Annotated in this window: 20 protein-coding genes; 6 read left to right on the top strand and 14 right to left on the bottom strand. The window is 64.0% G+C overall.

The annotated features are described in order from the left end of the window. Window positions 1–8 precede the first annotated feature (8 nt). The 10 genes from ACH6CX_RS16845 to ACH6CX_RS16800 form a co-directional block, all read right to left on the bottom strand. Window positions 9–617 carry a YqiA/YcfP family alpha/beta fold hydrolase gene (locus ACH6CX_RS16845; RefSeq protein ID WP_334079213.1) on the bottom strand — a complete coding sequence of 203 codons (609 nt, stop codon included), beginning with the start codon at window positions 615–617 and terminating at the stop codon, window positions 9–11. A gap of 68 nt (window positions 618–685) precedes the next feature. Then, window positions 686–1363 carry a hypothetical protein gene (locus tag ACH6CX_RS16840; RefSeq protein ID WP_233006515.1) on the bottom strand — a complete coding sequence of 226 codons (678 nt, stop codon included), beginning with the start codon at window positions 1361–1363 and terminating at the stop codon, window positions 686–688. A gap of 208 nt (window positions 1364–1571) precedes the next feature. Then, a complete protein-coding gene (locus ACH6CX_RS16835; RefSeq protein ID WP_396675986.1) occupies window positions 1572–2363 on the bottom strand; it encodes a metallophosphoesterase in 792 nt (263 codons plus the stop codon). Window positions 2364–2440: 77 nt separating this feature from the next. Next, window positions 2441–2875, bottom strand: a complete 435-nt coding sequence (locus ACH6CX_RS16830) for a DUF1249 domain-containing protein (protein ID WP_233006517.1) — start codon at window positions 2873–2875, stop codon at window positions 2441–2443. A gap of 159 nt (window positions 2876–3034) precedes the next feature. Further along, complete coding sequence (locus ACH6CX_RS16825) at window positions 3035–3706, bottom strand: NUDIX domain-containing protein (RefSeq protein ID WP_334079215.1); 672 nt, start codon at window positions 3704–3706, stop codon at window positions 3035–3037. A 60-nt stretch (window positions 3707–3766) separates the two neighbouring features. After that, a complete protein-coding gene (locus ACH6CX_RS16820; RefSeq protein ID WP_233006519.1) occupies window positions 3767–4306 on the bottom strand; it encodes a DUF4136 domain-containing protein in 540 nt (179 codons plus the stop codon). An 82-nt stretch (window positions 4307–4388) separates the two neighbouring features. Beyond that, window positions 4389–4943, bottom strand: coding sequence for a DUF4136 domain-containing protein (locus ACH6CX_RS16815; RefSeq protein WP_233006520.1), 555 nt, complete (start codon window positions 4941–4943; stop codon window positions 4389–4391). A 19-nt stretch (window positions 4944–4962) separates the two neighbouring features. Then, window positions 4963–7323 carry an MlaD family protein gene (locus ACH6CX_RS16810; protein ID WP_233006521.1) on the bottom strand — a complete coding sequence of 787 codons (2361 nt, stop codon included), beginning with the start codon at window positions 7321–7323 and terminating at the stop codon, window positions 4963–4965. Continuing rightward, a complete protein-coding gene (locus tag ACH6CX_RS16805; RefSeq protein WP_237062915.1) occupies window positions 7316–8056 on the bottom strand; it encodes a paraquat-inducible protein A in 741 nt (246 codons plus the stop codon). The genes ACH6CX_RS16810 and ACH6CX_RS16805 overlap by 8 nt, the downstream gene beginning before the upstream one ends. Next, a complete protein-coding gene (locus ACH6CX_RS16800; protein WP_233006523.1) occupies window positions 8053–8742 on the bottom strand; it encodes a paraquat-inducible protein A in 690 nt (229 codons plus the stop codon). Before ACH6CX_RS16800 ends, ACH6CX_RS16805 begins: the two co-directional genes overlap by 4 nt. A gap of 363 nt (window positions 8743–9105) precedes the next feature. On the opposite strand from ACH6CX_RS16800, the gene ACH6CX_RS16795 reads away from it, so the two are divergent. Continuing rightward, complete coding sequence (locus tag ACH6CX_RS16795) at window positions 9106–10662, top strand: TolC family outer membrane protein (RefSeq protein WP_233006524.1); 1557 nt, start codon at window positions 9106–9108, stop codon at window positions 10660–10662. Window positions 10663–10700: 38 nt separating this feature from the next. Here the strand turns inward: ACH6CX_RS16795 and waaA are convergent, their stop codons facing one another. Both waaA and ACH6CX_RS16785 read right to left on the bottom strand, forming a co-directional pair. Beyond that, window positions 10701–11996, bottom strand: a complete 1296-nt coding sequence (gene waaA / locus ACH6CX_RS16790) for a lipid IV(A) 3-deoxy-D-manno-octulosonic acid transferase (protein WP_233006525.1) — start codon at window positions 11994–11996, stop codon at window positions 10701–10703. A 155-nt stretch (window positions 11997–12151) separates the two neighbouring features. After that, complete coding sequence (locus ACH6CX_RS16785; protein ID WP_233006526.1) at window positions 12152–13063, bottom strand: glycosyltransferase family 2 protein; 912 nt, start codon at window positions 13061–13063, stop codon at window positions 12152–12154. Between the two features lie 152 nt (window positions 13064–13215). Here ACH6CX_RS16785 and ACH6CX_RS16780 point away from each other — a divergent pair, with 152 nt between their 5' ends. The 3 genes from ACH6CX_RS16780 (at window position 13216) to ACH6CX_RS16770 (ending at window position 16619) form a co-directional block, all read left to right on the top strand. Next, the gene (locus tag ACH6CX_RS16780; protein ID WP_233006527.1) at window positions 13216–14385 is read left to right on the top strand and encodes a glycosyltransferase family 4 protein; all 1170 of its coding nucleotides are present in this window, start codon (window positions 13216–13218) and stop codon (window positions 14383–14385) included. Further along, entirely contained in the window at window positions 14382–15044 is a 663-nt protein-coding gene (locus ACH6CX_RS16775; RefSeq protein ID WP_237062920.1) for a YrbL family protein, read from the top strand. Before ACH6CX_RS16780 ends, ACH6CX_RS16775 begins: the two co-directional genes overlap by 4 nt. Before the next feature lie 168 nt (window positions 15045–15212). Beyond that, window positions 15213–16619 (top strand): mannose-1-phosphate guanylyltransferase/mannose-6-phosphate isomerase, encoded by a 1407-nt coding sequence (locus ACH6CX_RS16770; protein WP_233006529.1) that lies wholly within the window; start codon window positions 15213–15215, stop codon window positions 16617–16619. Window positions 16620–16637: 18 nt separating this feature from the next. On the opposite strand, the gene ACH6CX_RS16765 is transcribed toward ACH6CX_RS16770, so the two are convergent. Together ACH6CX_RS16765 and ACH6CX_RS16760 are read right to left on the bottom strand one after the other, a co-directional pair. Further along, a complete protein-coding gene (locus ACH6CX_RS16765; RefSeq protein WP_396675980.1) occupies window positions 16638–17726 on the bottom strand; it encodes a glycosyltransferase family 4 protein in 1089 nt (362 codons plus the stop codon). Window positions 17727–17791: 65 nt separating this feature from the next. Next, window positions 17792–18688: a mitochondrial fission ELM1 family protein gene (locus tag ACH6CX_RS16760; RefSeq protein WP_396675978.1), complete on the bottom strand. Its 897-nt coding sequence runs from the start codon at window positions 18686–18688 to the stop codon at window positions 17792–17794. A 251-nt stretch (window positions 18689–18939) separates the two neighbouring features. Between ACH6CX_RS16760 and ACH6CX_RS16755 the strand changes: the two genes are divergently transcribed. Then, window positions 18940–19956, top strand: coding sequence for a glycosyltransferase (locus ACH6CX_RS16755; RefSeq protein ID WP_237062933.1), 1017 nt, complete (start codon window positions 18940–18942; stop codon window positions 19954–19956). Next, window positions 19940–21232, top strand: coding sequence for an O-antigen ligase family protein (locus ACH6CX_RS16750; RefSeq protein WP_334079218.1), 1293 nt, complete (start codon window positions 19940–19942; stop codon window positions 21230–21232). The genes ACH6CX_RS16755 and ACH6CX_RS16750 overlap by 17 nt, the downstream gene beginning before the upstream one ends. Window positions 21233–21252 lie beyond the last annotated feature (20 nt).

The raw sequence follows: 21252 nt of genomic DNA, 5'->3' as shown, positions 1-21252 counted from the left end.
TGCCGTGCCTACCGGCCGAAAAGGAATTCGACAATGGGCTCACAATACTGCTCAAAGCCCTGGAAGCTGTGGTCCCCGCCTTCTTCAACGGTCTGGCGCTGCCCGCGATAGAAACCCTCCGCCTCGCGGAAGTCCAGAGTCTCGTCGCCGCGCTGCGCGAGCAGCCAGTAGCGCCCCCTGAACGACCCTTGCAGCTCCGCCTCCAGACTGCGCATGTTAGCAACGTCGGCACCACTTAGGCGATACTCGTGCGGCTCACCGCTGTACGGCGCCAGTGGCTGCCCCACATAGGCGGGCATAAAACGGGCCGGGTGTACCGCCGGATTCACAACCACCGCGGGCAGCCCGTGGCGCTCGGCCAGCAGGGTCGCATAGAAGCCACCCATGGAGCTTCCGACCAGGCCGATGCTTGCGCCACGGTTCTGGTCCAGGATTTCCTCCAGTGCCGCGGAGGCAAGCGCCGGGTGCGGGGAGATCAGCGGGGCACGAAAGCTCATGTGAGGCCTGTGCCGCGCCACCCACTCCTCCATCAGGCGACACTTATACGACTGCGGGGAGGAGAGGAAACCGTGCAGGTACAGTAATAGCGAATGATTTTTTTGCGGAAGTTCAGACATGGGCGGGGATTATAGCGCCCTTCTACGGCAGGGCGAGTCCGCGAGTAATCTGCGGACCGCCCGGGGGATCACCGCAGCGACCGGTCCAGGCTGGAGAAGGCACGGCGCATATCCACCCGCATGTCGGCCCAGAAGATGGGGCCACTGAACTGTTGCAGCTGGCCTCCCGAGGCCAGTGAGCCGGGATTCTCGCCGATATCCCGCCGGTCCCGGAACCGCATGACCAGGTTGCCATCGCGGTCGTACAGCTCACCGGCCAGCACGCCATAGGCACTCTGCTCCGTGAATGTTCGCCGGCTCCAGGTTGGCGCCTCCAGCGGGGCGCTCAGGGCGAAATTCTCTAGACGCAACTGCAGCCGGTAATCCGCCTGTGCCGGGCTGCCCGCCAAACGACTGTTGCGCGGCTGCAAGAAGCGCTCGGCAAGCGCCTCCTCCATCAATTGCTGCATTCGTTCACGCTCCCGCGCATCCAGCTGGAAGTCACCGGCATTCAGCCGCTCACGGACATCGGCACTGCGCTTGCGGTAGCCAATCTGCAATGGCGCCACGTAGACACTGGCATTAGCCAGGTCGAAGGCAAAAGCGGCGGCGACACTGTCGAGCCCGCTGGCCCGCGGCTGCAACCCCGTGGCGGAAGCCGCCCCGGGGTTGGCAACAGCCAATGCCGACCCGGAGGGATCGGTCTGCGCACACCCCGCCACGACCAGGACGAGGGCTCCCAGCCAGGCACTCGATAACATTTGCATCATGGCTCCCACTGCTTTCTGTTTCCGGTTCGGTGCTTTGGTCATTTGTTTCTACAGGCCTCTGCCTGGACCTCGGCTTGGGCCCAAGGGGTACCCGGCCGGCCCGGGTCCCAATACCGGCATTGTAGGGTGAAAGGCAGCGGATACGACAGGGAGCGGGGAAAGGCCGGACCAACGGATTGGCAGGACTGGCTCCTGTGCCGGACGGTCAGTATCCGGAGGAAGTGAGGTCGACGTTGTAGTCAGAAACCGGGACACGCTCGACAGCGGTGGTGTAGGTGCCGCTGTCGTCGAGGTCGAACCAGCGGTAACCCGGCAACTTGTCATCCACAGCGAAGGGACCACTGCCCGGTGTGAATTGCACCGAGGTGGAAGGGGTAGCATGCAGGCCAATACCGTTCAGGTCGCCGTCAAACTGCTGGTGTACATGACCCCAGACCAGGGCCTTCACATTACCTGCCGCGGACACCAGTTGCAGGAAGCGCTCGGCGCCTTCCTTGAGCATATGGCCATCAATCCACTTGCTGCCCACCGGCACGGGTTGGTGATGCATCAGTACCATCACCGGGTGATGGCGGCACTCCTGCAACAGCTCGTCGAGACGATCGAGCTGGGCTTCGGTCATGCCGCCGCAGATCTCGCCCTCGACACTGGTATCCAGTAGCAACAGCCGCCAGTTGCCCAGGGCCACCAGCTCGGCGGTATTGCCCGGGGCCACCTCATGCATTCGCTCGGCCTGGTCATGGTTGCCTGGCAACCAGAACCAGGGCGCGCTGACCTTGCGCATTTTGTGCATGAAACGCTCGTAGGCCGCCTCGGCACCATTGGCGCTGATGTCGCCGGTGGCCAGCAGCATTTCAGCTGTCGACTGGTCCCGCTCGATGGCTCGCAGCACATCATCCAGGGTACGACCGGTATCCAGCCCCAGGAGCTGGTAGTCCGGTCGCCCCCCGATATGGGGATCTGTAAACTGCACCAACCGGTGTTTCGATCCGCTCAACTTGTCCTGCCTGCTTCCGTCGCTTCCACTCACTTGCTTACCCTGTCACCACATCCATGTGACCACCGACAGCGGCGTCAGAGCTGTCGGCCATCTAAAACCAGTTCAAAATCCACCCGGCCATTCGCGAGGCAATGCCCCAGCCACTCCCCCAGGAAGCGGTTGGCCTGCTGTCGTTCGTCGGCCCCCTGCATGCGGGCCCCCGCGTGCAGCACACCCGGGGCTTTCTCACCCAGGGGACCGCGGCCGTCCACCGCGACCACCTCGGCCATGCGCGCGTCGTGGTAGAGCCGCACCGTAATCCTGGGCGGCGCCATCCAGCGCTGCTCGCTGGCGGAAGACGCGCTCAGGCTCACCTCGGTGGTGTAACGGGAGCGCTCGATCACCTCCAGCTCCAGGGAGCCGTGGGGCATACTGTACCTCCAGCGCTCCCGCTCACCCAGCTGCGGCAACAGCTTGCTCAGGCGCAGGTAGTTGGCATCGCAGTCGGCGTGATAAGCCGGCAAGTCCATCCGATATTCCGATTTTTGACGACTTTTCAGTCGCAATTTGCTTCCAGGATGGGCCTGTTTCTGAACCGCCATTATCGACACTCCAATTCTATCCACGCCGTGACTTGGATCTCAGTTTGCGGTCCTTCTCGGTAAACGCAGGATATATACGATGACCCGTTAACCATGGGTCGCCCCTTTTCTGCCCGTCAGTCGCTCACGATGCAACTGCAGCCACTGCAGGCAGATCAGTGTGGCCGCGTTGTCCACCGCGCCGGCGTCGGGCGAGTCTCCGGCCAGGGTCGCCAGCAGGGTATCCAGCGGCAGGACCCGCAGGCGGATATCTTCCTGCTCTTCCGGCAACCCGAAGATGCCCCCTGCCTCACCCAGGTCGACACAGGCGCAGAACAGGTGCAGACGCTCCGAACTGCCGCCGGGGCTCGGCAAATAGCTGTGGATTGGTTCCAGCCGGCCGACCTCCAGCCCGGACTCCTCCTGCACCTCGCGACGGGCGACCTCTTCGAGGCTCTCCCCCCGCTCCACCATGCCCGCCACCACTTCCAGGCACCAGGGACCGTAGGGCCGCTCCAGGGCTCCCACCCGGAACTGCTCGATCAGGCCCACCTGCTCGCGCCGGGGATCGAATAACAGCACGCCCACGGCGTTGTCGCGGACGAACAGCTCGCGGGTAAAGATCTCGCTCCACCCCCCGCGGAACAACCGGTGACGCAGGCGCAGGCGCAGCATCTTGAAGAAACCGTCAAAGACGGTTTCACGCTCGACCACCTCGACCGCATCGGTGGAGAACTCGGGGACAAGATCGGTATTTCTCTCCCTGGTGGTTTCGGTCATGAATCAGGTCTCTGGGAATAGTAGGGTGGCACCCCCGGTCCCGCCGGGGGTGGGGGGCTGTCAGTAGGCCGGCGGGAAACGGTTCAGCAGCAGCGCGGCCTCTTCGCGCAGCCGCTGCTGGCGTTGCGCCGGATCCTGGTAGCGCCCGGCGCTGGAGGGCATACTGCCCCGCCACAGGGGCGAGCTCTCGGGTGAGAGGATATCCACCACCAGTGTATCCTGCCGGTACTGGCGCACCTCGACCGGCGAGCGCCAGCCAAACCCCCAGTAGCGGTAGCCGCCATAAAGGCCAAAGCTGTCCTCGTAAACCGCTACCTTCTCCACGGCCTGGAACTGTACTTGTACCAGGAAGTCCGCGTCGTCCGTGTTATCCACTGCCCGGTAGCGATTTTGCAGGATGCCTTCCACCGCCTGGCGCGCCCGCTTGATCTCCAGCGGCGTTACCGGGCCAGTGGCGACTGGGTCCAGCAGGTAATAGGTGCGCATCCCGGCAAAATCGGCCTGGGGATCGTAATCCACCGCGACCTGCGGGGCGGCGGCGCAGCCGCCGAGCACCAGTAACAAGAGCATCACCATCGATGCCCGCAATCCGACTTTCATGTGTGTCTCCCGAACCATGGTGTCAGTATGTCTTTATACAAATCTGGCTTCCATGCCGGAATTCAACCCCGCTTCCCGGGGATCAGTAGCTGGCGGCCGGGGGCAGGTCGCTCAACAGCTGCTTGATCATGTTGGCAAGCAGCCGCTGGCGATCGGTTGCGTCTTCGGGCCTTCCCAATACCTCACTGGAGGTGCCCCCCCAGATAGCCCCACCCTGGGGGCGGCCGATCTCAAGGCTCAGGGTCAGCCGCGGCGCACCGGTGTCACTGGGCAGCTCTACCGCGCCCCGGGTCGCATTGCTGTCGAACTGTGCATCCCAGCCCGGATTGCTCTGCTCGGTGGAGATCTCGCCCTCGACCACCGCAACCTGGTAGCTCACCAGCATATCGGCATTCTCGGCGTCCTCCACCCGGCGGTAACCCCGGTTGCGGAGGTACCCCTCGACGATCTGTCGCAACTCGTCATCCATCTCAACCAGCTGGGCCGAGGCATCGGGGACATCTACGAGTGGAGCCACGCCCCAAGCATAGGTGGAAAATGAAACTGGCGCCTCCGCAGGCTGCACCCGCTCTACCAGGGTCGCGTCACACCCAGCGAGGAGCAACGTGAGTAAAAGTCCTGTCATTATCTTACGCATAGTGAATCCTTACTTCGGTTTATTTTTCCGGCAATGCGGGGTCATACAGTTCAATCTTGGGACTCCAGCCCAGCCACTCCGGTTTCGCCTCCGGATATAGCGGATAGTGGCTGCCCGACACCACCTCGCGGCCCATCTCACCGGCCTCCGGCGTAGCGAAGGCAACACCGCCGGCCAGTAGTGCCTGCGTGGACTCGGTGTGCACATTCAGCCCCGTCTGCAGGCCAAAGTTGACCTCTACACCGCTGGCATTCCAGAACACCGTGTGCTCGCGTACCAGGGTCTGGTAACGGGGCTCGATATATACGTAGATGTATACACGGTCTGCCAGTTCCCCCAATTCGAAGCCGGTCACCTCACCCACCTGCACCTGGCGGTAGTACACCGGGCTGCCGGGCACCAGCGAGCCGCGCCGCGGCGCATTGAGGATAACCGTCAGTCCCGGTCGCATCATGGTGTCGGCCAGGTCTGGCCGCGGCGGCTCCGCCAGCGCGACAAATTCAGTCTGCGCCTCGCCCTCGCCCGGCTCCAGGGCGAGGTAACGACCGGTCACCAGGGTGTCCAGGTTGGCCACCTTGTCGATGCCGATTTCCGGCCCCACAACCCACATGCGGGTGCCGCTGCGGGCAAAGTGCTCGGCGCGCTGGTACAGCTTGGCATAGGCGATCACTTCCGACGCACTGTCCCCCAGGCGCAGGCGGGTAACCTCACCCACCTGCACACCCTTGTGCCGGATTGGCGCTCCGTCACGGAACCCCTCCGCCGAGGGCAGGGTGATGCGAATGCGCAGGCCTGCCTCGAGTGCCGACTCGCGGCTGCGGTAGAGATGGAAACGGTCGCCATCCTCCACCGGCCCCTTTTCGTCGCGCGCTCGCGGGTCACTGCCAAACGCAATCCCCCCGCGCAGCAATGACAGTAGCGAATCGGCCTGCACCTCGATACCACTGAGACCTGCCTTGGCGCGCACGCCACTGACGTTCCAGAAACGGGTTCTGTGGTTCACCAGGTGTGCATAGCGGGGGTCGATTACCACATAGACCTCCACCCCATCGCCCTCGGGGTTCAGCTCCATGCCCTGCACTTTGCCCACCTCAATGCGCCGGTAATAGACACTGGCACCGCGCTGCAGGGAGCCCGGCGAGCGTGCAGTGAGGCGCAGGTGTAACCCCGGCACGCGGGGGTCCCGCGGTGGCGCCGACGCCTGGGCAGAAAAGGTCCGCTGCGAGCGCTGGCCGCGGCGCAGGTCCACCTCGATACGGTTGCCGGACAGCAGGTCGTCCAGCCCCGAGGAGATATCCAGGGTCGGCGGTGCCATCCAGAAACGGGTGTTTTCACTCAGCAGGTCATCGGTAATCGGGTCCATCAGGACCCGCACTTCCATTCCATCGATATTGCGACTGGCCTTGACCTCGCTCACCTCGCCCACCTTGATCCCCTGGTAGACCACGTTGGTGCTGCCGGGCGTGACATTGACCCCGCGATCAAAATTCAGGGTCACCTCGATACCGGCATCCGCTGCGGCAAAACTGCGATATAGCTTGAATTCACTGCCATTGACCGCCAGCGGCGACTGGCGCCGGGTTTCCGGGGTGTGGAAGCTGACCCCGCCGGCCACCAGTGCCGCCAGGGATTCCATGTTCACGGTGATGCCACTGATGCCGCCTTCCACCGACAGGCCCGAGCTATTCCAGAAACGGCTGCCGCGGTGTACCAGGTGCGCGTATTCCTGGCGGATAAACAGGTCCACCTCCACCTGGGAGTCGTCGTCGGCGAGCCGGTAGTCCTCTACCTGGCCAACCCGCAGCTGGCGGTAGTAAACCGGTGAACCGCGGTTGAGCGAGCCGAGCCGCGGGGCCTTCAGCACCACCCGCAGCCCCTCGCCACGCACGCTGGCGGGCGGTCGCTCGAGGGCGACAAACTCGCGTTTGCGTTCGCCACTGCCCGGCTCCATGCCGATATAGTTTCCCGATACGAGGGTTTCCAGGCCGCGCACGCCGGTGATCGAGAGCTCTGGCTTCACCAACCAGAAATTGGTGCCCTGCACCAGCAGGTACTCGGCGCTGCGATTGAATTCCACCTGGGCCAGCACACCGTCCTTGCCATCCAGCTCTGGCGCATTGGGCACCAGCTGGAAATCGCGCACCACCCCGATATCCACGCCCGCGTACTTGACCACGGTCTTGCCCTTGACCAGGCCCTCGCCGGAGGTAAACAGTATCTCGGTGCGGATATCACCGGAGGTAAAATCCTTGTAAACCAGCCAGCCGGCGATCAGTGCCGCCACCAGGGGTAGCAACCAGATTAATGGCAGGCCGCGGCTGCGCCTGACGACCGCCTGCTGTTCACGATGCGACTGTTCGTGGGGAAACTCCTCAGACATCCCCGGCCACTCCCTCTTCCGGTGGTTCTTTTATGGTTGGGTCGCTCTTCTCTCCCCGCCGGCTTCCGGCTGCGGCGGGCGCGCGATGATCGGGCCCCGCATTCCTGTACGGATTCCCGTAATAGGTATCCCAGACCAGGCGCGGATCAAAACAGCGCACTGCCAGCATGGTGATCACCACCACCGAGGCAAACGCGGTGGCGCCGGGGCCGGCGGCCACACTGGCGACAGCCCCCATATCCACCAGCGCCACCAGAATCGAAATCATGAACAGGTCCAGAAGTGACCAGCGCCCGATAGCCGACACGATACGATAGGTGGTCATTGCCTGCGAGGGGTTGATCGGCAATCTGCCCTGCACCTGCAGCAGCAACAGTACCAGCCCCACCAGCTTCATCACCGGCACGGCGATACTGGCAATAAAGACAATCAGCGCGATGCCCCACAAGCCTGCGGTATAGAGCTGCATCACCCCGCCGATGATCGTGGCCGGCTCGCCGGAGCCCAGGTAAACCACCGTCATTACCGGAAGGATATTGGCAGGTATCAACAATAGCGCGCCAGTAATGGTAAGGGCCCAGGTCAGCATCACACTTCCCTCGATCCGCCCATGCACCTTGCCGCCACAGCGCGGGCAGCGGCAGCCGCCGCCACCGCGCGGCAATGTCACCAGCCAGTGGCAACTCAGGCAGCAGGTACGTCCCTGTGACAGGGCCCTGTCCATAGTACTCATAACTGCTCCCCGGAGCCCACCAGCGGCCCCTCGCCCGGGGACGGGCCGGGAGCGCGCTTCCTGCGCCGCTCCAGCCGCGACCAGACCGCCTGCTGGTCGAAACTCAACGTGGTGAGGTTCGAGATCACCATCATTGCCACAAAGCTGTACAGGCCCGGCTCCACCTGCATCTTGCCCAGGTCACTCATCTTGATCAGCGCGACCAGCAGGCCCAGCATGTAGACATCCAGCATGCCCCACTCTTTCAGGTGCTGGTACCAGCGCACCGACCAGGTTACCGGGCGGTCCAGTAACCGCCAGTGGCAACCCAGGGAAATAAACCCGAGCAGGAGGAACTTGGCCAGCGGCGCGATCACACTGCAAAACAATACCAGCCCCGCCATCCACAGGTAGCCCTCGGCAAACAGCGCACGCACACCATTCAACAGCGTGTTTTCCGCACCGAATGCGAGAATGGAAAAACTCAGCAGCGGCAGGGAAAGGGAAGGGAAGAACAACAGCAGGCCGGTCAGGCTCAGGGCCGCCGTATGGTTGACGCTACCGCGGGGGTTGCGGTGCAGGGTCGCATTGCAGCGCGGACATTCCAGTTTGTTCCCGGGCGGCGCCACCGCATCACCCAGCACCTGGTCGCACTCATGGCAGGCGCGTTGCCGGCGGCTCCAGGGCACGTCAGGCGCATCCGCCATCCGGCGCCTCCCCTTGCCCAATTCTTTTGAATGATTGCTGCATCCGAATGGCCACCGCCTGCGTCTATTGAAAAAACGACGCCATTGTCGATCATGCCGGGACGCAGCAACGCCCCGCTGCACCGATGACCGCACATTCGCGTCGGTTTAACGAAGATATACCAAAATGCTGCCAGCGTCGCCTCGACGCTCACTCTGTGCACAGGTACACTCTCGCGACTGCTAAAACCGGGCTCGCGGGCCGTACAGACAGGCGCTTTCGGCATTCCCCATGGCGCTGCACCACCCGCAAAATGCGCCCGCCAGTGGGGAGACTGGCAGTGAGTTTGCAGCTTTGAGACCCGCCACAGGAAGTTGAGACAGATGAAAACGAAAGAATTCTCAAGGGCAGGCCGCGTTGCGGGCCCGCTGAAAAAAGTGCTCGCCGCAGCGATTATCAGTTTCGGTTCAATGCAGGCACAGGCGGATACCCTGTGGGAGATCTACCAGCTGGCGCTGGAAAACGACCCCCAGCTGGCCGCGGACCGCGCCGCCTATGAAGCCGGGCTGGAGGCCAAGAACCTGGGCCGCTCCGCACTGCTGCCGCAGATCAACGGTAGTGCAGAGGCCAACAATACCGACACCACTGCCACCCAGTTTGACTACACCTTTGGACCTACCGGGGTCATCGCCACTCCCAACAGCAGCGACACGGACGTGGACGAGCGCATCTACTCGGCGCGCCTCGACCAGGCCCTGTTCGATGCCAGCGCCTGGTTCGGTTACAAGCAGGGCAAGAAAGTCAGCGAACAGGCTGCTGCAGAATTCAGTGCCAACCAACAGGCAATGATGCTACGGGTGTCAGACGCTTACTTCGATGTGTTGCGGGCAGTGGACGACCTGGAAACCGCCCGCGCCGAAGAGGAGGCCCTGGCCCAGCAGCTCGAGCAGACCCAGCAGCGTTTCGAGGTGGGCCTGACCGCGATTACCGATGTCTACGATGCCCGCGCCGCCCACGATTCCGCCGTGGCCCGACTCTACGACGCCCAGGACATCCTGCTCAGCGCCTTCGACGCCCTGTCCGTACTGACCGGCCAGCACCACGACGATATCGCCCCGCTGAGCGAGACCTTTTCGGTGGCACCGCCGGAGCCGGTGGATCGCAGCGCCTGGGTGGATTTCGCCCTGGCCAACAACTTCGACCTGAAGGCGGCGCGCCTGAACGCCGAAGCCGCGCGCTACAATGCCCGCGCGGCAGCCAGCGAACACCTGCCCACGCTCACAGGCTCGGTGAGCTACCAGGATTTCCGCCGTGAGGGGGATTCCTCGACCACCGTCGCCGGTGAACCCACCGTCGACCTGCCCATCGACACTACCCGAGAGACCACGATTACGGCGGTGACGCTGAACGTGCCGATCTTCTCCGGTGGCCGTATCAGCGCCAGCCGCCGCGAGGCGCGCAACCTGTCCTTCCAGGCCGAGGACCTGCGCAACCTCGTCCAGCGCAGTACGATCCAGGATACCCGCACACTGCACCGCTCGGTGGTCACCGACGTATCCCGTGTTAACGCGCGCAAGCAGGCCATCATTTCCGCCCGCAGCGCCCTGGACGCCACCCAGGCCGGCTATGAGGTGGGCACGCGCAATGTGGTCGACGTGCTGCTGGCACAGCAGACCCTGTTCCAGGCCCGCCGGGATTATTCCGCTTCGCTGTACAGCTACATCCTCAATACCCTGCGTCTCAAGCGCGCTGCCGGCCTGCTGGCACCCAAGGACCTGCAGGACCTGGAAACCCGCCTGAACCCGGGCAGCGCCGTTTCGCGCGCCATCGCACGCCAGGGCGCCTCCATGCCGCTGGGCGGCAGCCAGGACACCGTAGAGCCGACCAGCCCGGCCGCGATCGAGGAGTCTGCCGAGGAGCCCGGCACGTCCCCCAACTAAAACCCGGTCGGCGCGCCATTCCCCGGCCGCCGACCTGATCAGGGACCTGCGACGGCATCCACCTCATTGACCAGCCGCTGCAGGGCCCCGGTATTTTCCGTCGCCACCTGCCGCCCGCGGGCGCCTGCAGCGCGTCTTTCCTCTTCATCCTCCAGCCATGCTACGACCTGCGCAGCCATCTGGGGCGCGTTTTCCGCCACCTGCAGGGCCCGGGCCTCGCGCAGCAACGCAGCCACGCGGGAGAAGTTATGCAGGTGCGGACCACAGATCACCGGCACGCCCCAGGCGGCCGGCTCGATCATGTTGTGCCCCCCCACCGGCACCAGGCTGCCACCGACAAATGCCACGTCACAGGCACCGTAAAACCGCAGCAACTCTCCCATGGTGTCACCCAGAAGCACCTGGTCCGAGCCGGCAGGCACCCCACCATCACTGCGGCGCGCCAGGGAAAAACCGCGATCACGGACCAGCTGTGCCACGCTGTCGAAGCGCTGCGGGTGTCGCGGTACCAGTACCAGCAGCAGGTCCGGAAAACGCCGTTGCACTTCGGCGAAGGCGTCCAGCACCGTGGCCTCCTCACCATCGTGGGTGCTCGCCGCCAGCCAAACCGGGCGCGTGCCCCCCGGGCCGGCTGCGCGCCACTGGTGCGCGAGGGCCTGGGCCTCGCTGGACAGGCCCAGGTCGATATTGAGATCGAACTTGATATTGCCCACCGCAACGATGCGCGCCTCATCCAGGCCCAGCTCGACAAAGCGCCGCGCATCCTCCGGGTACTGGGCCACCACACGGGTCAGGTGACCCAGCATCTTTGCGGCCAGGCGGGCAAAGCGCGCGTAGCCCTGTGCCGACTTGTCGCTCAGGCGCGCATTGGCCAGCACCACCGGCACCTTGCGCCTGGCACAGGCCGACAGCAGGTTCGGCCACAGCTCGGTCTCCATGATCACCAGCATCCGCGGCCGCAGCGCCGACAGGAAGCGCCGGTGATATTCGGGCAGGTCGTAGGGGAGGTAGTAATGCAGCAGGCGTCCGCCCAGCAGTGGTCGCATCGCAGACTCGACCCGCTCGGAGCCGGTCGGGGTGGTGGTGGTGACCAGCCACTGCCAGTCAGGGTGGCGGGCTGCCAGCTGCTCGATCAACGGCACCGCGGCGAGGGTCTCCCCCACGGAAACCGAATGCACCCATACCAGCGGGCGCCGGCTGGCCCTGCGCGGCACCCGTCCCAGGCGTTCGCGCCAGCGCTGCCGGTAGGCGGGCATGGTGCGCCCGCGCCACCAGAGGCGCAGCAGGATAAACGGCAGGGCGAGGCGTAATAGCCAGGTGTAGAGGAACTGCATGCAGGTGTCGGGATCCCGGGTTGAACTTGCTGGAAAAGCGGCATTTTAACTGTCCGCGACCGGCACGTCGCCCACCGCGACAGACGCCGTGCGGGAACCCTACCGCTGAGACTTGAACAGGGCCGGGGGATGGACTGCCCCGGCCGGGAGGGAAGTCAGGAATTCACGCCGCGGTAAAACTGCGATTCTGCCCCGAGGGCACCGCAGGCCATACCGGCGGAGCGGCAGGCACGCAGCCAGGCGCGCGCACGCTGCCGGCTGATAGCGACACCCAGCACACATACCAGCGAGGCATTCAGCAGCTGCACCATCGCTGATGCGAAAACCATCCCGCGACTGCGCCCGGCGAGCACTTTCTGGCGCGCCAGCGTAATACCTACCGAATACTTGCGCCGCGACAGCCAGCGGATGGTGGCCCGGCATTCCGGCACATCCTCGTACACCACCGCCTCGGCGCAGTGAAATATCGACATGCCCTGCAGGTTGGCCTCGGTAAAGAACAGGACATCCTCACCGCCGGCAAACGGCCGGTTTTCATCGAAACGCAGACCCAGCCTGGCAATTTCAGCCATTGGCATCAACACGTTATTGGTGGCGCAGTACGGCAGGCGCTCACCGGTGCGGCGACGCTTGCGGGAAAAGAACATGGAATAGTAATCGGGGGCCGCGGCGGGCATCAGGCTGATCACGCTGCCACACACCACCGTGTTGCCACCGGCGTCGTGGGCGAAACCATAGAGTTTCTGCAGCCAGTCGCCGGCAACCCACTCATCGTCGTCGATAAATACCAGGTAATCGGCCCCCTTTGCCTGCGCCTCGTCCAGGCAGCGGTTGCGGGCAAAGGGAATTCCCCGACGGGACTCGGCGGCATACACAAGTGGCAGCGGGAAAGAGGGCTCGACTTCCTCCACCACCGGCCGGGCGCTCTCGGCGGGATCGTTGTCGACTACCGTAACCGAGACCTCCAGTGACTCGGGCAGCTCCATCGCGGCCAGGCTGGCGAGCGCGCGGCGCAGTAACTCGGGCCTGTGGCAAGTGCAGATACAGATATCGAGATGGGGATGCAACGTAAACTCCAGTCACTGACCATGCCCCGGGACAGCACCTGCCGGGCGGGAAGTTGGCAGCCTATACCCCATTGCCGGGGATGTCTATAATACCCGGCTTTGCACTGCGGATGGCGGCGCATCCCCCCTGTACCGACCGTACGGACAGGGAAGTGCCAGGCTGCAAACGCCAGCCAGCCCTGCTCACCCAGAATAACGAGGCCCCGATGAAAGTCATGCAGTTGCTGCCAGCGCTGAATTCCGGTGGCGTTGAGCGGGGAACCCTGGACCTGGCGCGCGCACTGGTGGCGGCCGGGCACGAATCCGTCGTGGTTTCCAGTGGCGGCCGGATGGTGGAGCAGCTGGAACTGGAGGGCTCCCGCCACCTGTCCCGCCCCATCCACCGCAAGTCCCTGCTCAGCCTGCGGGAAGTGCGCCCGCTGCGGGAGCTGATCCGCGCCGAACAGCCGGACATACTGCACGTGCGCTCCCGGATACCCGCCTGGCTCACTTATTTTGCCTGGAAGAAGCTGCCGGCCGGAAACCGCCCGCGCCTGGTAAGCACGGCCCACGGTCTCTATTCCGTCAACCGGTACAGCGCCATTATGGCCCGCAGCGAACAGGTAATCGCTATCTCCGGGTGTGTCCGCGACTACCTGGTGGAGCACTACAGCCGTTACCTGCAGCGCCCCCCGGAAATTATCTACCGCGGCGTCGACACCGCTGAGTTTCACCCCGGCCTCCAGCCACCCGAGGGCTGGCGCGAATCGGTCGAGGCAGAGTTCCCGGCATTGCGCGACCGGCGCTGGCTGTTGCTGCCTGGCCGCCTGACCCGCTGGAAGGGCCAGGAAGACTTCCTGCAGCTCCTGGCCGAGCTGGACCGGCACGACCTGCACGGGGTAATCCTGGGTGGCGCCGAGCCCAACAAACAACATTACGCGGAAGAGCTGCGCCAGCGAGCCCGGGCGCTGGGGCTCGATGGGCGGGTGTCATTTGTGGGACAGCGCAGCGATATCCGCTACTGGTACAGCGCCGCAGCCCTGGTCTACAACCTGTCAAAACGTCCCGAACCCTTCGGAAGAACCGTTATCGAGGCGGCGGCGATTGGCACCCCCATAATCGGCTACGACATCGGCGGCCCGGCGGAATCCCTGAGCGCCTGCTTCCCCGAAGGGCTGGTGGCAAACGGCAGCATCGCCGGACTGCGGGAAAAGACGCTGGAACTACTGGAAAGCGACGCCCGGCCGGTGTTGCAACGGGACTTTACCCTCGCTACCCAGGCCGAGAACACCCTGTCGCTCTACCGTGGACTGCTGGCCGAATCGGGGCGGGACGCAACATGATTGACCTCAGCGGCCAAAAGCCATTCGCCAGCGGCGGCAACCGCCACTGCTATCGCCATCCGTCCGATGCCGGGAAGTGCGTCAAGGTCATGCGTACCGGTCGTATCGACGAACTGCGCAACCGCGCTCCGTGGTACAAGCGCCTGGCCGGCAACGACCGCTTCGACGACAACCTCCGTGAACTCGCGGGCTACCGGCAGCGCGCCCTGCGTCGTGTGGGCGACAACAGCCCGGTCTGGCGTCACCTGGCCCGCTGGTACGGGCTGGTGGACACCAGCGAGGGCACCGCTGCCGTTTCCCAGCTGATCCTCGACGACAGCGGCAATCCGGCCCCCACGCTGGAAAGCTACCTGCAGCAGCACGGCCTGGACGCACCGATTACCGCCGCCCTGGAGCAGTTTGCCCAGTGGCTGTGGGAAACCCGCGTCCTGACCAAGAACATCCTGCCCCACAACCTGGTGGTGCGCATGCGGGACGGGACTCCGGAACTGGTCCTGATTGACGGACTCGGCCGGGCCACCCTGCTGCCTTTCCCGGAGTGGTTTGAATTCTCCAACAGGCACTACATCCAGCGGCGCATCCAGCGTATGTGGCGCCGCATACACTGGGAAGTGTCGGACAAATCCCTGTCCTGGAAAGAGGCGGAACGCCACAGTTAGGCCCTGACCACACGGTCCCCCCTCCTTGCCGGCCCCGGGACCGGTCCCACCGCCTCCCTGATGGCCCCTCCCCCCGGCCAAGTCCATACTTACCAGTTCAGGGGTGGCGATCCCGGCAACAGTGCGGGCGCCTCCTGTCCAGTGCGTTTGCAGGGACCAGGTCGGAAAATGATCGTGCCAGTAATCATGGCCGGAGGCTCGGGCTCACGACTGTGGCCACTCTCCCGCCAGTTATACCCGAAACAGTTTCTTCCACTATTTGGCGAACAGACCATGTTGCAGGAAACCTGTGCCAGGCTGGCCGGGCTGGAGCATGAACCGCCGCTGCTGGTATGCGGGGAAGAGCACCGCTTTATGGTGGCCGAACAGTTGCGCGCCGCGGGCCAGCCCCACGGTGGCATCCTGCTGGAACCGGTCGGCCGCAATACGGCGCCGGCGGTGGCGCTGGCGGCACTGCAATGCCTGGCCGCGGGCAACGAGGACCCCCTGCTGCTGGTGCTGGCAGCGGACCATGTCATCCGGGATATCCCCGCCTTCCAGGGAGCGATTGATCGCGCGCGCCCCTGTGCCCAGCGCGGGCAACTGGTGACATTCGGGATTGTTCCCACCGGGCCGGAGACCGGTTACGGCTATATTCGCCGCGGCCCCGCCAGCGGGAGGGCATTCACGGTCGAGCAATTTGTCGAGAAACCGGACCGGGTAACGGCAGAGGGTTATGTGCGCAGCGGGGACTATTTCTGGAACAGTGGCATGTTTCTTTTCCGCGCCCGCCGCTATATCGAGGAGCTGCAGGCACATCGACCGGATATTCTCAGTGCCTGTGAGCGGGCCATGGCCTCTGCCCATGTGGATGTGGATTTTGTACGGCCGGATCGCGCCGCATTCCTCGAATGCCCGGATGAATCGATCGACTATGCGGTAATGGAGAAAACCCGCGACGCCGTGGTAGTTCCCATGGACTGCGGCTGGAGCGACGTGGGCTCCTGGTCGGCGTTATGGGAGGTCTCGGACAAGGACGGCAACGGCAACACGATCAAGGGTGACGTGATGATCGAGGACAGCCGCAACTGCTTTATCCAGAGTGACAGTAAGCTGGTCGCGGCGATCGGTCTCGACAACGTGGTGCTGGTCGAGAGTGACGATGCAATCATGGTGGCCGCCAAGGATCGCGTGCAGGAAGTCAAGAAAGTAGTGGAGAGGCTCAAGGCAGGCAACCGCCCGGAAGCCCGGATACACCGCAAGGTCTACCGGCCCTGGGGGTTCTACGATTCGGTGGATTCGGGCCAGCGATTCCAGGTAAAGCGGATCGTGGTTAACCCGGGGGCACAGCTAAGCCTGCAGATGCACCATCACCGCGCCGAGCACTGGGTCGTCGTATCCGGCACTGCCAGGGTGACCTGCGGGGAGGAAGAGTTACTGGTGACCGAAAACCAGTCCACCTACATCCCGCTGGGAGTGAAACACCGGCTGGAGAACCCGGGCACTATCCCCCTGGAGCTGATCGAGGTGCAGTCCGGCTCCTACCTGGGCGAGGATGACATTGTCCGCTTCGCCGACAAGTACTCCCGCAGCTGAGCCGACTAATCGCCCCGGCTACAGCGCCTCGAGAAAACGCCGGACCGAGGCCTGCCACTGAGCAATACCCCGTGCCAACCCTGCGGCATTTTCGCCCATCCGGCGAAGCTTAGCGTCGTCCTCCAGCAGGGACAGGATATGGGCGGTGACGTCAGCCTGGTCAGCAGCATCGCACAACAGGCCCGTCTCGCCATCAACTACCGCATCTGCAGCGCCCCCATCGCGCCCCGCCAGCACCGGCACGCCGTACCAGTTGGCCTCACGGTAGACAATGCCAAAGCCCTCTACCGAATCACCTTCCCGCCGTGCCGGCATCACAAACAGGTCGGCACGGGAAAACAGCGCCGCCTTTTCCTCATCACTGACGCCTCCGGCAAAGTGGACATTGTCGGCAACGCCCTCGGATACCGCGAGCTCCTCGAGCCGCGCGCGATCCTCACCCCTGCCGGCCACAATGTAGAGCAGGTCCGGGTGACGGCGGAGCAGTTCCGGCAGCGCGCGGATCACCGCGTCCACGCCCTTGCGTGGCTCCAGCCGTGCAAGTGTCAGCAGGACCGGCCCCCGCCCGCCAATGACTGCGTCCACCGTCTCGAGCTGGTCGGGCAGGGCCACGGGCTGCGGGCCAATTGGCGGATTGATCACCACCAGGCGCGTCTTTGCACTGAGATAGGGCCGGACCAGGTCGGCGGTATAGGCGGAGTTGGCGATCACTACACCTGCCCCAGAGAGGGCCTTGCGAATACGCGCGCGCTTGGCAGCATCGGGGTTGGCAGGGAATTCCATGCCGTGAGCCAACACCGCAAGTGGCACTCCCAGGTCAGACAGGAGCTCGGCACTCTTCCAGGAATCGGCAAACACCCCTTCGATGCCGCCTTTCCTGACCAGGGAACGGACCGCCTGCGCCTTGCGACGTCGCCGCCACAGCTTCCAGCCGCCATAGACCCGCAGCTGGTAAGTGTCGCTGCGCGGCACCTCGCCGTCCTCGACACGGTCGGCGAGCACCAGCACCTCCCGCCCCGCGCGACCGAGATTGTCCGCCAGGCCCTCCATAAGAACCTCTATGCCCCCACGACGGGGCGGAAAGCACTGGGTTGTAATCAGGATCATGTTATCTCCGGGACGGTGCCGCCGGCTCGAATCGCTGGTCCGGTCTTCAGGTGGCAGCGGCGGCCTCAATCAATCGGGTGGCTGCGGCGCCTCAGCAACGCGCACGCACAGGTTACCTGCTGGCCCAGGGGGGGGCGTGCATTCTCAATTGGCTGGCCGGCATCGGCCGTGCAGTCGGTTACCAGGCCCTGGTCGAGCAGCCGCTGCACTGCGGCGCGGACCTTGTTGGCCCGCCGGCGGCTGGGCAGCGGGATTACCCCCACCTGCGCCTGACTCTGCAAGGCCTCGAACAGCATCGACACACTGTCGCCGGTCACCCAGATGCGCTCAGCCTGCGCCAGTTGCTCCACCAGCCAGCCCGGGGGGCAGTCGCGCCAGTGGCAGAGTTCTGCCCCACTACCGGCGAGCCCCTCAAGTGTGCCGCCCGGCGTGCGGCGGCTATCGGAAATTACCCATTGCAGCGGGGCCTGCAGCAACTGCTCCACCGTCGCCTGAACACCACCTGCATCCCAGGCAAAGTGCTTGCTGGGACCACCCAGCAGGATAAGCCCCCGCCCCGGGCGGACCTGGCCACCGGGCAATGGCTCGGTGAGTGCCCCCTGGCTGAGAATCACATTGGCCAGTGGTGGCGGCCGGTCATGCTCGGGAATGATGGCAAAATCGAACCAGCGCAGGGGCAGTGACGGGCGCATGATAACCACCACCTGGCCGCCGAACCGGCGACGCGCCATCAGCATCGGCAGGTGGCTGCGATGGCCTGCGCCGATGATCAGGTCCGGCTGCGGCAATTCCGCCAGGTGGGCGGGCAGCCCGTGACGCAACAGCGAAAACACCCCGACGGCGCCAATTTCGTGGCAATCAACCGCGTCGCCGGCACAGTCGCGCAGGCCGCTGACCAGGGCAGCACTCTGCTTCTCGTGCGCGCGGTTACCATCGAGAAAACGCCAGACTGTCAGCCGCAATTGGGAAACCCCGACTTAATGAATATAGGTACTGCGCCGCTCCGGGCGCGGGCGCTCATGCTAACCGATACCCCCGTCGTATTGAAGCCAGGCACAGGCCGGGCACAGCGTGGACTTGCTCTCGGGCAGCCCGTTATAATCGCTGCCCTGAATTTCGCCAATTGTCCCGGTCCCGGACTGGCCCGCTCGAGGTTCGAGCGCCGCCATTACCGTAAAACGGCTCGCCACAACGCCGACGGCTATCCACCCCTATGCGTATTATTCACGTCGACAATCACCAGCAACGCAAGTACGGCCATACGTCCGTCAGCTGGGCCCTCAAACTGTATACCGGCCTGGTCAGGGCCGGCCATAACGTACTCGCCTTCAGCGACCGGGACGTCGCCGCATTCGAAGCGCCGCTGCGCATCCGTGAGCTGGTGAGTCGCAAGAAGGTCAACCAGCGCCTGTTGCAGTCGGTGGAGGGATTCGAGCCGGACCTGGTGATCCTCGGCCACTGCGACCTGATCGACAATGAGACCTTTGCCGAAATCCGCCGTATGCGGCCGCAGACAGTGATCGCCGCCTGCAATAACGATCCGCTGTTCGTGCCCCGCAATTCGGACAATATCGCCAAACGCTGTGAAATCGCCGACGCCATGTTCGTTTCCACCGGCGTCGATGACCTGAAGCGCTATGAGGGCAGGCGGGCCAGCCTGTGGCATATGCCCAATCCCGTAGACCCCTCGGTCGAGACGGCCGACTGCAGCCAGCGGAGCGACCTGGAAGTGGACCTGCTGTTCTGCAGCAAGTCACAGGCGCACACGGAGCGCGGCAAGATTGCGCAGTACCTGAAAGAGCACCTGCCGCCCGACCTCAGGTTTCGCACGCCCGGCATGTTCGGCGAGCCGACCCTTTGGGGGCGCGACTACGACCGAATCCTGGCCAACAGCAAGATGGGGCTGAACCTGAACCGCCAGGAGGGTTACCAGTGGTATTCCTCGGCACGGATGGCACAACTGGCGGGCAACGGCGTACTGGTATTCACCCATGCCGCCGGCGCCTTTGACGAATTCATGCCCCCGGAAACACTGGTCTATTTCGACAGTGAGGAATCCCTCCTCAACCGAATTATCGAATTCCACTCCGACGACGACAAGCGCCGCCAATGGGCCAGTCGTTGTCGGGAATTTTTTCACCGCGAGATCAATAACACCCTGTACGCCCAGTACATTGTCGAGTCCGCCATGAATTTGCCACACAGCCACAACTATGTCTGGATCAAGTAATACCATTCCTTCCCTCCACGGACTCTATCGCCAGCCCGAATCCCGCTGGGTATCCGGGCTGCTCCATGTCGCCGGTGCCAGCCTGCTGTTGATGCTGGTGGGCTTTCACCTGCTGCCCGAGGTGGGGCGCATCCAGACCATCTTCTACCTGACCCTGTTACCCACAACCATCCTGCTGCTGGCCTGGCGCCGTGACTGGCGTTTCCTGCGCTCCTGGCAGTTTGCCTGCTTTATCAGCGTGCCGCTGGTCCTGGCCCTGTCGACGCTCTGGGCCGACCCCGCCAGTGCCACCGTCGAGCGGGAGGTCTCTTTTTATTTCAAGGTGCTGGTCTATTTTGTGCTCTTTTACTGCGCCCTCTACCTGGTAATGGAGCGGCGTGGTGACCAGATGGACGAACTCCTGCACCAGTGGCTGCGCTGGCTGATCGTGCTGGGCACAGTGTCCTGCGCCGCGTCGCTGGTGGTTTACGGCCTCGATGGCGGTTTCAGCAAGCTGTATCGCATCGGCGGTATCTCGATGCAGAACAATATCGACAAGACAGCCATGCTGTATGGCTTTCATGTCCTGTTCTGCTGCTACGGCCTGTCACTGGATTCCCGCCGCTGGCGCTGGCTGTCCTGGACCGGCCTGGGTCTAGGGTGTGTCTATATCGTCGTGTCGCAGACCAAGATCCCCATCATTATGGCCGTCTTTGCCATCTGCCTGGCAGCGGTGGTCAGTCGCTCAGTGGTATTGCGGGTACTGGTCCTGCTCGGTGCCTTCGCAGCGCTGCCAGCCGCCTACCTGTTGCTTTACGGCGACCTGCCACTGTTGCACCGCGGCAACGCCTATTCCATCCGCCTGGAGCTCTGGTCCAAGAGCCTGGAAGGTTTCCTACAATCTCCCTGGGTCGGCAGCGGGCTGGTGCACAAGCAATTCATCGAGGTGCACGAGGTGCTGCCGCACCCGCACAATTACCTGTTGGACGTGGCTCGCTTTGCCGGCCTGCTGGGCGTGGCAGCCTGCCTCTGGCAGCTGGTCGCAGTGGCCTGGACCGGCCTGCGCCGCGAGCAGCTGCTAAGCTGGGTACCCGGCCTCTACCTGGTGTGGTTTGGATTCGGCGTGCTGGCTATGCTGATCTATGCCCAGCAGCCACTGGTGAAGCCCAGCTACATCTGGTTCTTCTACTGGATTCCGCTGGCGATCGTACTGGTACGCCACCAGCTGTGCGACGCCCGGACCCGGGCCAACCGGGAAGTGAGCAGGCCGGATATTACCGACGCAGCGGTAGCCTGAGGCACCTTGCCAATCACCGG

Source organism: Microbulbifer sp. JSM ZJ756 (assembly GCF_044383805.1).
GTDB lineage: Bacteria > Pseudomonadota > Gammaproteobacteria > Pseudomonadales > Cellvibrionaceae > Microbulbifer > Microbulbifer zhoushanensis.
Note: the sequence above shows the minus strand (reverse complement) of the source record. Positions and strands in the feature narration are given on the sequence as shown.

What these genes read in the sequence shown, in the direction of transcription:
- ACH6CX_RS16845 (WP_334079213.1), bottom strand. Translation starts at nt 617, where the DNA reads ATGTCTGAACTTCCGCAAAAAAATCATTCGCTATTACTGTACCTGCAC.
- ACH6CX_RS16840 (WP_233006515.1), bottom strand. Translation starts at nt 1,363, where the DNA reads ATGCAAATGTTATCGAGTGCCTGGCTGGGAGCCCTCGTCCTGGTCGTG.
- ACH6CX_RS16830 (WP_233006517.1), bottom strand. Translation starts at nt 2,875, where the DNA reads ATGGACTTGCCGGCTTATCACGCCGACTGCGATGCCAACTACCTGCGC.
- ACH6CX_RS16825 (WP_334079215.1), bottom strand. Translation starts at nt 3,706, where the DNA reads ATGACCGAAACCACCAGGGAGAGAAATACCGATCTTGTCCCCGAGTTC.
- ACH6CX_RS16820 (WP_233006519.1), bottom strand. Translation starts at nt 4,306, where the DNA reads ATGAAAGTCGGATTGCGGGCATCGATGGTGATGCTCTTGTTACTGGTG.
- ACH6CX_RS16815 (WP_233006520.1), bottom strand. Translation starts at nt 4,943, where the DNA reads ATGCGTAAGATAATGACAGGACTTTTACTCACGTTGCTCCTCGCTGGG.
- ACH6CX_RS16810 (WP_233006521.1), bottom strand. Translation starts at nt 7,323, where the DNA reads ATGTCTGAGGAGTTTCCCCACGAACAGTCGCATCGTGAACAGCAGGCG.
- ACH6CX_RS16805 (WP_237062915.1), bottom strand. Translation starts at nt 8,056, where the DNA reads ATGAGTACTATGGACAGGGCCCTGTCACAGGGACGTACCTGCTGCCTG.
- ACH6CX_RS16800 (WP_233006523.1), bottom strand. Translation starts at nt 8,742, where the DNA reads ATGGCGGATGCGCCTGACGTGCCCTGGAGCCGCCGGCAACGCGCCTGC.
- ACH6CX_RS16795 (WP_233006524.1), top strand. Translation starts at nt 9,106, where the DNA reads ATGAAAACGAAAGAATTCTCAAGGGCAGGCCGCGTTGCGGGCCCGCTG.
- waaA (WP_233006525.1), bottom strand. Translation starts at nt 11,996, where the DNA reads ATGCAGTTCCTCTACACCTGGCTATTACGCCTCGCCCTGCCGTTTATC.
- ACH6CX_RS16775 (WP_237062920.1), top strand. Translation starts at nt 14,382, where the DNA reads ATGATTGACCTCAGCGGCCAAAAGCCATTCGCCAGCGGCGGCAACCGC.
- ACH6CX_RS16770 (WP_233006529.1), top strand. Translation starts at nt 15,213, where the DNA reads ATGATCGTGCCAGTAATCATGGCCGGAGGCTCGGGCTCACGACTGTGG.
- ACH6CX_RS16765 (WP_396675980.1), bottom strand. Translation starts at nt 17,726, where the DNA reads ATGATCCTGATTACAACCCAGTGCTTTCCGCCCCGTCGTGGGGGCATA.
- ACH6CX_RS16755 (WP_237062933.1), top strand. Translation starts at nt 18,940, where the DNA reads ATGCGTATTATTCACGTCGACAATCACCAGCAACGCAAGTACGGCCAT.
- ACH6CX_RS16750 (WP_334079218.1), top strand. Translation starts at nt 19,940, where the DNA reads ATGTCTGGATCAAGTAATACCATTCCTTCCCTCCACGGACTCTATCGC.